This is a genomic window from Sphingomonas sp. LH128 (genome assembly GCF_000293195.2).
Lineage (GTDB): Bacteria > Pseudomonadota > Alphaproteobacteria > Sphingomonadales > Sphingomonadaceae > Novosphingobium > Novosphingobium resinovorum_A.
Genome location: NZ_ALVC01000265.1, coordinates 1 through 10,034, shown reverse-complemented (window position 1 = coordinate 10,034; position 10,034 = coordinate 1). Strand labels below are relative to the sequence as shown.

At 62.8% G+C, this 10,034-nt stretch carries 8 protein-coding genes; 3 read left to right on the top strand and 5 right to left on the bottom strand.

What is annotated here, in order from left to right; genetic code table 11:
- Positions 1-1,548, top strand: a 1,548-nt coding sequence (locus LH128_RS33615) for a hypothetical protein (RefSeq protein ID WP_172705120.1), incomplete at its 5' end; no start/stop codon positions are given.
- A 21-nt stretch (positions 1,549-1,569) separates the two neighbouring features.
- Here LH128_RS33615 and LH128_RS34690 read toward each other — a convergent pair.
- From LH128_RS34690 to LH128_RS20145, 5 genes are all read right to left on the bottom strand, one after another.
- Positions 1,570-2,970 carry a sugar transferase gene (locus tag LH128_RS34690; RefSeq protein ID WP_008831533.1) on the bottom strand — a complete coding sequence of 467 codons (1,401 nt, stop codon included), beginning with the start codon at positions 2,968-2,970 and terminating at the stop codon, positions 1,570-1,572.
- A gap of 141 nt (positions 2,971-3,111) precedes the next feature.
- Positions 3,112-4,167 (bottom strand): DNA polymerase III subunit delta, encoded by a 1,056-nt coding sequence (holA, locus tag LH128_RS20160; RefSeq protein ID WP_008831532.1) that lies wholly within the window; start codon positions 4,165-4,167, stop codon positions 3,112-3,114.
- 6 nt (positions 4,168-4,173) lie between these two features.
- On the bottom strand, positions 4,174-4,674 hold the full coding sequence (lptE, locus tag LH128_RS20155) for an LPS assembly lipoprotein LptE (protein WP_036525729.1): 501 nt from the start codon (positions 4,672-4,674) through the stop codon (positions 4,174-4,176).
- Positions 4,671-7,190: a leucine--tRNA ligase gene (gene leuS, locus LH128_RS20150; protein WP_008831530.1), complete on the bottom strand. Its 2,520-nt coding sequence runs from the start codon at positions 7,188-7,190 to the stop codon at positions 4,671-4,673. The genes lptE and leuS overlap by 4 nt, the downstream gene beginning before the upstream one ends.
- A gap of 70 nt (positions 7,191-7,260) precedes the next feature.
- Entirely contained in the window at positions 7,261-7,728 is a 468-nt protein-coding gene (locus tag LH128_RS20145) for a DUF3576 domain-containing protein (RefSeq protein WP_008831529.1), read from the bottom strand.
- 269 nt (positions 7,729-7,997) lie between these two features.
- Between LH128_RS20145 and LH128_RS20140 the strand changes: the two genes are divergently transcribed.
- Together LH128_RS20140 and phbB are read left to right on the top strand one after the other, a co-directional pair.
- The gene (locus LH128_RS20140) at positions 7,998-8,756 is read left to right on the top strand and encodes a hypothetical protein (protein WP_037520512.1); all 759 of its coding nucleotides are present in this window, start codon (positions 7,998-8,000) and stop codon (positions 8,754-8,756) included.
- Between the two features lie 129 nt (positions 8,757-8,885).
- Positions 8,886-9,608, top strand: coding sequence for an acetoacetyl-CoA reductase (gene phbB, locus LH128_RS20135; RefSeq protein WP_008831527.1), 723 nt, complete (start codon positions 8,886-8,888; stop codon positions 9,606-9,608).
- Positions 9,609-10,034: the final 426 nt, after the last annotated feature.

Here is a 10,034-nt window from a genome sequence, read left to right as displayed (position 1 = left end):
CCTCCCTACGATCAGCCCAAACAACCGATCCTACCGGCCATCATAGTTGCCGCTCAACCGGCCATCGTAGTTGTCGCCGCGCAGGGAATCGCCCGGATCGAGCGCGTCTACGTCGCCAATGCAGATATTGGCATATTCTTCGATACAGCCTGGAATCATCCTTGGGGGCTCTATTACAATCAGATCGTTGGCGTCGGCTTTAGAACTGGCGGGATCAACCTTGGTGGCACAAGCGGTGCCGGCTCGTCGGGCGAAAGTGCCTGGACGATGGACAATATCAACATCAACGGAAGCCCTTCCGGGAATGGCATCGTTGCCAACGATGTCATCATTACTCCGGGAACCCCAGATTCCACGCACGATACCATTGCGTGGAATAACGATGCACCTCCACGCTACGGTTGGTGCGTCATGCGTTCCGCCGACGGCAGAACCGGCTGGCATGTCCCGCCAAACTGGGTGAGCGGCGGCCTTTCAGCCAACACATTCTCCGCCAGCAAAACAGCCGGGGAGAATTGGCAGTATGCCGTCGTCCGAATGACCCGCGGTGTATCCATCCGTCGCGGCAAGGCAATCTGGGCAGGAGTCGTCCAGTCAGAATATTTCGGCATCGGCCTGTATTTCCAAGATATCGTCTCGGCAGATGTGCGTCAGTACTATGCCGAAACACGAGATCGATTCCCGCCGTTGCCACAGTTCTGTGGAATATTCGCTGCCAATTCAAACGTATCCATCGGTGGCGGTTGGGTCGAACAACTTGGTTACGGCCTGATCGCGGCTTCGAACGGGCGCATCAACCTGACAGGCCCGTTCCGCACCAACAATTGTAGGTGGGGCAAAGCCGCGATCGGCGGAGCGACAACTCAAGCGATGCGACTATTCGGAGATTTGATGGCAACGGGTACGACACCCAACACCATCGTTCCTTTGACAGGCAGTGCCTACGATTACACTTCGGCGGGTGTCGAGCACGATACCGATAACGCCGCAATGACATCTTACGTAGATGGCGCGGGCGGGTCTGGATATTCCGTAAGGCGTCGTGGAGTTACCAAGGGACGTTTCTACGCCAACACGTCCGGATACTCCCAGCTTGAATCCGAATATATCAAGATCGCCCAGCCCGGTAAGTCGGCACTGGTTCCTATCGTGAACAAGAATTACACAACCGCCATAACTCCGGGAGCCTCGACCCCGTTCATGACACTGTCGGGGTTGCCGACAAATTCCGCAGCCGCAGCCAGCCTGTTCATTCAGATTGTCGGACGAGACGCATCCTCTGTGGTTCGACAATCGCAAGCATGTCGACTTGACATCTCGTTGATCGAGACGGCTGGAACAGGGGTCGTCGCGTCCGTTGTATCCTCAAGCCCGGTGGCAGCGATACAACTAGGGACCATGGGAAGTCCGGTGTTTGCCACCAGCGCAACGAACGGCACCGTCATGCTCACATGCACGGTGAATTCCAGCATGCCATCGCTATCGTTGTATGCCGTGCCCATCGTCGGCACCGCCGAAGCTCAGACCATAAATATGGTCCAGTCGTAAACGTCGGGATCGGACCGAACTTTAAAAAGCCCGATCGTGCACCAGCACCCGCATGGTCAGGAAGATGATCTGAAGATCACGCATGATCGTCCACCCCTCCAGGTACTCAAGGTCGGCCTGGAGGCGGTTGACGAGATCGGATTCGTGATCCGTGGCGCCGCGAAAACCACGTACTTGCGCAAGTCCCGACAAGCCCGGCTTGAGCGAGTGACGCTGCCAGTACCTCAGATCGACTTCCCAGAAGAGCTTGTCGCCCGCCAGAGAACCCGTCGCATGCGGACGCGGGCCGACCAGGCTCATGTCGCCGAGCAGCACGTTGAACAACTGCGGCAGTTCATCGATGCTGGTGCGGCGGATGAAGCGACCGATGCGGGTGATCCGCTGATCGTCCTTGGAGGCCGAAACGTTGCCGTTCGTGTCGCACAGGGCCTGCGTCATCGAACGAAACTTGTACATGTTGAAGAAGCGGTTGCCCCGACCCATGCGGCGCTGTGTGAAGAACACAGGCCCGCCGTCCTGCACCTTCACCGCCAGCGCAACCACGACCAGAAGCGGGGACAAGGCGAGAATTGCACCTCCCGCGAAGGCGACGTCGAAAAGGCGCTTGACGGCACGATCACGTAGTCCGAGCGGCCCCGCAGATACCATCAGCAACCCGTGCTTGCCAACCACACGCGCACCTTGCGCGCCGAGGCGCGCGACCTCGTCGTCGAGGACTTCGCCATCGACGTTGGCGCCCTTGAGCATCATCGCCCATTCGGCGCGGCGTCCTGCAGGGCAACTCACGATTACGCGGTCGATATTGCGCAGGACGAGCCCGATGCGATCCAACGCATTGGGGTCGTTGAGGTTGGGCCGCAGGCCCATTCCTGCCGCCGAGATGCGAATCGCGCCGCGCACCTGCACTTGCGGTCCACCATCGTCGATTATGAGTTCATTGATGATGTTGTCGCCGCAACGCCACCGCACGAAGCTGCGCAGTTGCAGCCGCATCCATGCGATCACCGCCATTGCCGCCAGCGCGCCGCCATTGAAGCCGGAACGCGAGACATCGGCATCGGGCCGAATCAGGAACTGCACGAAGACCACGACAACCATCGCGATCACGACCGCAAGCAGCGCCCTGAACACACCCTTCCAGCCATCTTGCAGCGAGGCGGTGGAATAAGCACCGTTGTAAAGCGCCAGAGTCAGGAAGATAGGGAGGATGAGTTGGGCATGGACCAAGCTCTCGCCAAGTCCTTGCGCGCCTGCCAGAATATAACCTGTCGATGCAAAACCGATGAAAATCGAAACGATATCGCCGACGACGAGGGAGAGGTAGCACTGCAGGCGCCGACGCTCGAGCGAAGGTGCAACGAGAAGATCGTCGAGATCGGCCCGCTCCTTGGCGAGTGAACCTGCGGCAAATGGGGCGTTCATGCTGGCAGCACCCGGGCTTGCGAACTCACGCTGAATGCCTCCCTCATCAGAACCTCAGCGCGCGCCGCATGGACATCATGCTGCGACGCAATAGGTATATGCCCGTATGTACTGGCGAGGCAACCCGAAAAGCGGATTCAGTCAGGACGTGGTAATTGTCGGTCGTTTCGAATTAGGACGCGCTGACCTTGCAATTGTCAAAAGACCGTCGGCCAATAAAAGCTCGGCATTCTGACTGTTAGCTAGCAGCATCTGGTGCAGCGCTACCAATCGAGCGACGAGCCGCTCAAGCCGATACCCGCGCCAGAGTTGCAACTGGGCAGTCAGCGCCGGCTGGTCCTTCCAGAATATCCGCCTCGCGCCGGCCTCGGCCTTGAGGAACCCTCCAACGTCGCGGCTGTCGCCCAGCCGTGCATTCAGACCGGCGAGCTGTGCCGTTCGGCGCTCGAAGGCGAGCAGAAGGCCGACCGGGTTCATGCCCTGATCGCGCATCCGCTTGAGTTCGGGACCGATGGCATCGCGCCTGCCGCCCAGCACTGCATCCACGAGCGGCGAAAAATCGTCATCTTCGGTCGATGCGCCGATCGCGTTGAGGTCTGCGGATGCGACCGGGCGGGGCGTCTCGGGCGAAGCATCAAGGTAGAGCGCCAGCTTGGTGACTTCCGAGCGCGCCAGTCGCGTATCGAGCCCAGCACCTCGCGCAATGCGCTCGGCGATCTCGCTGCCCAGCTTGAGCCCTGCAGCATTCGCCATCGTCCTCACCGATGCGGTTACCGAAGCGAGGTCAGGCGGATAGAACATCGCCACGAGGCCATCCGGCCGGGCCGCGAGCAACTTGGCGGTGCGCGACTTGTCGGTGGCACCGGTGGCGACGATCAGGACCGGACAGCCCTCCACGTCGTTCTCCAGCAGCGTCTGGACGGCATCGTGCGCCTCATCCCCCTGCGCGCGCACCCAGATATGGCGCGCACCGCCGAACAGCGACGTGGAACGAGCCTCGTCGCCAAGACGGACCGGATCGCGGCGCAGTTCTGCACCCGACATTTCGATACGCTCGCCAATGTCGGGGAGAAACGAGAGAATCTTCGCCGCCGCATCCGAGGCTCCCGATTCGTCGGGGCCGCAGAAGAAGAAGACACGGGCATCGCGGGCAGCACGCTGGGCGAGGCCCGCGAATTCCTTCTGAGTGGCCTTCACGGCCTGTTACTGGGCGGTTTCACCGCGCAGACGCAGCGCGATGTTGGTGACGATGCGCGTGGCGATGTCCTTGGACATGTTCTCCAGCGCAGTCTGTTCGGCCGCAATGGTCGCGTAGTCAGAGGAGACGACGTCGATCCCCGCATCGGAGCCTGCGGTCTGGTCAAGGACCACTTCACCGCTACCCACGTCCACCAACTGGTAGCGCGCGCGCAGGGTGCGGCGTTCGCGACCCACGGTATCGTCCGACAGTAGCGCGAAGCTCTCCAGCTTGTCGTCGAGGCGCACATCGAGCCGGTATTTCGGCGCGACGCCCTTGGCGCCCGATACGCCAAGCTCGTCGACCAGCGCATTGCGCACCAGCCAGCCGGCCTTGCCCTGAATCGAGGACACTTCGACAGCAGCAAGCCCCTGCGCGACGGCGGCATTGCCGCCGCCCGCATACATCGGCTGCAGCCCGCACCCGGCGAGCAGCACGGCTCCAGTGAGGGCAATTAAAGCCTTCACGCGACGAGATTTACCAGTCGGTCGGGCACCACGATTACCTTGCGAATTTCCGCACCATCGAGTGCACGCTGCACCTTCTCGCTGGCGAGGGCAAGCGCCTCGAGGTCTTCCTTCGACGTGCCCTTGGCGACGGTGAGGGTATCGCGCAGCTTGCCCTTGACCTGCACCGCCACGGTTACCTCGTCATCCACCAGCAGCGCCGGATCGACTTCGGGCCATGCGGCGTCGGCGATCAGGCCCTCGCCTATCGAAGACCACGCCTCTTCGGCAAGGTGCGGCATCATCGGCGACACCAGCAGCAGCAGCGTGCGGATCGCGGCGGAACGGCTGGCGGAGGGCTGGGCCTTCTCCACCGCGCCGGTCAGTTCGTAAATGCGCGCCACGGTCTTGTTGAAGCCGAGCGATTCGATGTCACGCGCCGCCGCGTCCACGGTCTGGTGAACCTTGCGGTCGATGGCCTTGTCCTCGCCGGTCGCCGCCGCGTCGTACTGCGCGAACAGGCGCCACAGGCGCTGGACGAAGCGGCCACAGCCTTCGATCCCAGCTTCGGACCAGGGCAGGTCGCGCTCGGGCGGGCTGTCGGACAGCATGAACCAGCGGATCGCATCGGCGCCGTAGGTCGCGACGATCTCGTCGGGATCGACGACGTTCTTCTTCGACTTCGACATCTTGATGACGCGGCCGACCTCGATCGGGGCGCCATCGGCCTTGAGCGTCGCGCCTTCGGAGGTGCGGTCCACTTCACTGGGGGCAAAGTAGATCGGCTGGCCGTTGGCTTCGTTCACGCGGCTATACGTCTCGTGCGTGACCATGCCCTGCGTGAACAGGCTGCCGAACGGTTCCTTGACCTCGATCTTGCCGATGCGGGCCAGCGCGCGGGTCCAGAAGCGAGCGTAGAGCAAGTGCAGGATCGCATGCTCGATGCCGCCGATGTACTGTTCCACCGGCAGCCACTCGGCAATTTTTGCCGGGTCGAACGGGCGGTCGTCAGGCTGGCTGGCGAAGCGCAGGAAGTACCACGAGGAATCGACGAAAGTGTCGAGCGTGTCGGTCTCGCGGCGGGCCGGGTGGCCGCACTGCGGGCAGTCGACGTGCTTCCAGGTCGGGTGGCGGACCAGCGGGTTGCCCGGCGTCTGGAAATCGACGTCCTCGGGCAGCACGACGGGCAGGTGCTTCTTGGGCACCGGCACCACGCCGCAAACCTCGCAATGGATGAACGGGATCGGCGTGCCCCAGTAGCGCTGGCGCGAAACGCCCCAGTCGCGCAGGCGCCAAACCGTCTTGCCCTCACCCCAGCCTTCGGCTTCGGCGCGGGCGATGACGGCGGCCTTGGCCTCCGCAACGCTCAGGCCATCGAGGAAGTCGGAGTTCACCAGAACGCCGTCGCCGGCCTCGGACTCGCCGTCGAAAGGCTTGTCGGCCTCCTCCGCGCTCGCCGCGACGACGCGCGCGATCGGAAGCCGGTACTTGGTCGCGAACTCGAAGTCGCGCTGGTCGTGGCCGGGGACGGCCATGACCGCACCGGTGCCGTAGTCCATCAGCACGAAATTGGCGATGTAGACCGGCAGCGGCGCGCCCGTGAACGGGTGCCTCGCGGTGATGCCAGTGTCGAAGCCCAGCTTCTCGGCCGTTTCAAGCTCTGCGGCGGTGGTGCCGCCCTGCTTGCACAGCGCGATGAAGTCCTGAACCTCGGGTCGCCCTTCGGCCGCGCCTTGCGCGATCGGGTGATCGGCGGCAACGGCAACGAAGCTGGCGCCGAAGATCGTGTCCGGGCGGGTCGAGTAGACCTCCACCTTTCCACCGGTCGAAAGGTCGAAGCTGAACTGCAGGCCCTGCGACTTACCGATCCAGTTCTCCTGCATCGTGCGGACCTTTTCGGGCCATTTGTCGAGGGTGGAGAGGCCGTCCAGCAGTTCGTCGGCGAAGTCGGTGATCTTGAGGAACCACTGGGAGAGCTTGCGCTTCTCGACCAGCGCGCCCGAGCGCCAGCCGCGCCCGTCGATCACCTGTTCGTTCGCCAGTACGGTCTGGTCGACCGGGTCCCAGTTGACCGCCGATTCCTTGCGATAGACGAGATCGTGGGCGTAAAGGTCGAGGAACAGCGCCTGTTCGTGGCCGTAATATTCCGGCTCGCAGGTCGCGATCTCACGGCTCCAGTCGAGCGCGAAGCCGAGGCGCTTGAGCTGCGCCTTCATGTTCGCGATGTTCTCGCGCGTCCAGCCGCCGGGGTGGACGCCCTTTTCCATCGCCGCGTTCTCGGCGGGCATGCCGAAGGCGTCCCAGCCCATCGGGTGCAGGACCTCGAAGCCCTTCATCCGCTTGTAGCGCGCCAGCACGTCGCCCATCGTGTAGTTGCGGACGTGGCCGATATGGATGCGGCCCGAAGGATACGGGAACATCTCCAGCACGTAGCTGCGCGGCTTCGCGGAAGTGTCGTCGGCGCGGAAGCTCTGCGCTTCGTCCCACGCAGCCTGCCAGCGCGTGTCCGCCTGTGCGGGATCGAACCGCTCGGTCATCTTTGTCTAAACTCCTGCGGGACCGGCCCGCCAAATGAACGGGGCGGCCGCAAGGGCCACCCGATAATTCTTAACCGCCGATCGAATCACGGCGCAGGTCGCGGGCGCGGGTGAGGATGATGTCCTCGAGCTTCTGCACCGTCGCGGCCTGGACCGGCGCGGCGACCCAGCCACCGCCCTGCGCCACTTCGCGCACGGCGGTGACACGCAGCGCATCGGCGCGCAGGTCCTGGTCGAGGATCGCGATCGACACCTTCACGCGCTCGGTCGGAGTCTTGGGATTGACGTACCAATCGGTGATGATCACGCCGCCGGCGCTGTCCGACTGGAGCAGCGGCATGAACGACACCGAATCGAGGCTGGCGCGCCACAGGTAGCTGTTCACGCCGATGGTGGTGACCTGCGAAGGCGCGAGCTTGGCCTGCTCCTTCTTCCTGCCACCGCCGCAACCGGCCAGTGCCAGCGCCGCCGCGGCGCAGATGCCCACGGTCGTCAGCGTGCGCACGGTGAAGAGGCCGTTGTCGGTGCTGGCTTTCATGTTCGTTCCCAAATCCGGTGTCAGAGGCTGCAGACGCGGCGCACGCCGAGCCTGTCGTCAAAACGCCTCTATAACCGCCAGTGGGCCAGCGGCAAGAGCGCCTTTCCGATGCCAAGTCCCAAGCAGGGCAAGGATGAGCGCGTCCTGAACGGAAGGCGCTGCGTCTTTACCCCCGCACTCAGGACGTGTTAATCTGCAAGCGTCATCATTTGCAGACCCCGTCACGGCGAGTCTGCCACGGGGCAAAGAGAAGCAGACAGGGGCGTTTGATGAGTACCGAGGGTGAAGGCGCTACCCGGGGAGGCATGAAGGGAAGCCTGCTGCTGGCGGGTTGTGTCACCCTGCTGGCCCTGCCCAGCGCGGTGCTCGCCTTCTCCACCGACTTCAAGGGCGACACCGCGGCCAATTCGGGACAGATCGATCCGCTGGCGCCCGAGACGACGCAGGAGAACCTGTCGCAGGCCATCGCAATGCGTTCGCTGGCTAAAGGCGATCTTTTTCCATTTACGCCGGCGGGCACGCCCAACCGCCCGGATCGTGCCGTGACCGTCGCCGTCCGCGTCGATCCCGAGGCGGCGCAGGCAATCATCGTCCATGGCCGGTCACCGCTTGCGCAGATCAGCCAGGATCCCGCGCGACTGCGTATCGCGCCCACCGCTTTCAATCTCGGCGTGTCGCGCGGATACCAGAACTTCGCGCAGAACCTCGTCCCGCAGGCGCCCAGCCGGCCAATGGCGGAACTGCCGGACCTCAAGAAGTTCAGCCTTTCACCGGGAACGGCAAAGCAGGACGAGCCGCGCTTCAGCCCGAGGATATCTCTCGACGAGAAGAAAGCCTCAGGCCGCGCCCCGCGCACATTCGCAATCGATGGCAGTGAAGTCGATCTCGGCGGCGCCTATCGCGTCACCGAAAATCTCGATGTGACGGCCGGGGTGCGTTATTCGCAGGATCGTGAGCGCCTCGTCCCCCTTACGGACCGGAAACAGGATAGTCAGGCGGTCTACGTCGGAACGCAGTTCAAGTTCTGATACAAGCAATATTGATTGCAAAATCCGCAATCAAGAATGCTGCATTTAGGTCAATGGTCGGCCTTGCCGCCGTCATAATCCTTCCATAGCCTTGTCGTCGGTGGATGCTCACAACGAAAGGCTAAACATATGGCGCGCGTTGCAATTGTAACCGGCGGGACCCGGGGTATCGGCGAAGCTGTGTCGCTCGCACTGAAAGAACGCGGTCACACCGTCGTCGCGAATTACGCCGGCAACGAAGAAAAGGCGGCCGCTTTCACCGAGCGCACCGGTATCCCTTCTTACAAGTGGGACGTGGGTGATTTCGAGGCGACGCAGGACAGCTGCGCGCGCATCGCGTCCGAAATCGGTCCGATCGACATCGTGATCAACAACGCAGGGATCACCCGCGACGGCGTGCTTCACAAGATGAGCTTCGACGACTGGAACGACGTCATGCGCGTCAACCTCGGCGGCTGCTTCAACACCGCCAAGGCGACCTTCTCGGGCATGCGCGAGCGTGGCTGGGGCCGCATCGTCAACATCGGTTCGATCAACGGACAGGCCGGCCAGTACGGCCAGGTGAACTATGCCGCTGCCAAGAGCGGTATCCACGGGTTCACCAAGGCGCTGGCGCAGGAAGGTGCCAAGTACGGCGTCACCGTCAATGCGATCGCGCCGGGCTATATCGACACCGACATGGTCGCCGCCGTGCCGCCGCCGGTGCTGGAGAAGATCGTCGCCAAGATCCCCGTCGGCCGCCTCGGCAGCGCCTATGAGATTGCGCGCGGCTGCGCCTTCCTGTGCTCGGAGAACGCCGCGTTCGTCACCGGATCGACGCTGAGCATCAACGGCGGACAGCATATGTACTGATGGTGGCAGGCAACGCGGCGGTGCAACAACAGGCGCAACTTGAACTCATCGCCCGAAAAGCGTAGAGTTAACGCCGCAAACGACACTGGCCTGTGGCCATGTGGATCAAGCCCTCGCCGCTGCAACGGCGGGGGCTTAGTCGTTTTCGGGCAGAACGCCCTGAACCGAACGTCTGGGGGACACGCTGCAACGCATCCCCCACCCGTTGCCTACTTCCGGCCCTTCACCTCCACCACCTTCAGGATGAGGGTGGCAAAGGCGAACAAGGCCCCAAGGAAGAGGCACAAGTCAGCAAACGACACTGGCTTTTCCTCCAAGGGATCGACGGCAGGAGTGCCGCCGCTGATCACCCTATAGGAAAAATCCTAAATGTTCCATATTTGTTCTCATCAAGCGTCAGACGAGTTCGCCCAGCGCTGCCGCGTC

Bases quoted from the DNA above. Each gene is read 5' to 3' on its own strand.
- leuS (WP_008831530.1), bottom strand. From the start codon at position 7,190: ATGACCGAGCGGTTCGATCCCGCACAGGCGGACACGCGCTGGCAGGCT.
- LH128_RS34690 (WP_008831533.1), bottom strand. From the start codon at position 2,970: ATGAACGCCCCATTTGCCGCAGGTTCACTCGCCAAGGAGCGGGCCGAT.
- LH128_RS20145 (WP_008831529.1), bottom strand. From the start codon at position 7,728: ATGAAAGCCAGCACCGACAACGGCCTCTTCACCGTGCGCACGCTGACG.
- phbB (WP_008831527.1), top strand. From the start codon at position 8,886: ATGGCGCGCGTTGCAATTGTAACCGGCGGGACCCGGGGTATCGGCGAA.
- LH128_RS20140 (WP_037520512.1), top strand. From the start codon at position 7,998: ATGAGTACCGAGGGTGAAGGCGCTACCCGGGGAGGCATGAAGGGAAGC.